Origin of the sequence: Kiloniella litopenaei (assembly GCF_000982415.1) — a bacterium.
Taxonomy (GTDB): domain Bacteria; phylum Pseudomonadota; class Alphaproteobacteria; order Kiloniellales; family Kiloniellaceae; genus Kiloniella; species Kiloniella litopenaei.
This window is the reverse complement of sequence record NZ_LANI01000062.1, coordinates 1-599: the sequence shown is the minus strand read 5'-3', so window position 1 is coordinate 599 and position 599 is coordinate 1. Positions and strand designations below refer to the sequence as shown.

The window sequence follows — 599 nt, the reverse complement described above, 5'->3', positions numbered from 1 at the left end:
CAGGAAGGCGCCGGGTTCGATGTGGTTTTCATCCCGCGGAATGGGCGGAGAGCTTTCCGGACGGATGATCGCCACAATCATCTGATAGGCGATATACATGCCTACAAGCATTAGGCCGGGGATCAGGGCGCCGGCAAAGAGATCGCCGACGGATACAGGATCCGGTGACCAGTTACCGATCGCCCGCTGGGCATCTGAATAGGCATTGGAGATCTGATCCCCAAGAATAACCAGTACGATTGACGGAGGGATGATCTGTCCCAGAGTTCCTGCGGCACAGATAGAGCCACAGGCAAGGGATGGGTCATAGCCACGGCGTAGCATAGTCGGCAGGGACAGAAGCCCCATGGTAACAACCGTGGCCCCAACGATACCGGTTGAAGCCGCAAGCAAGGCGCCGACGATGGTAACGGAAATACCCAGACCACCACGGACAGACCCAAAGAGCTGTCCCATAGTATCGAGCAGTTCCTCGGCCACCTTGGACTTTTCAAGCATGACACCCATAAAGACAAAGAGAGGCACAGCAATGAGGATTTCATTGGTCATGGCATTGCCGTAAATACGTGATGGCAAGGCCCCGAAGAACGAAAGATCAA

The 599-nt window shown here is 55.1% G+C and carries 1 protein-coding gene; it reads right to left on the bottom strand.

Annotation, left to right across the window (positions count from 1 at the left end; all coding sequences use genetic code 11):
- On the bottom strand, positions 1-599 hold a 599-nt coding region (locus WH95_RS20105; protein WP_046510239.1), incomplete at both ends, for a TRAP transporter large permease subunit.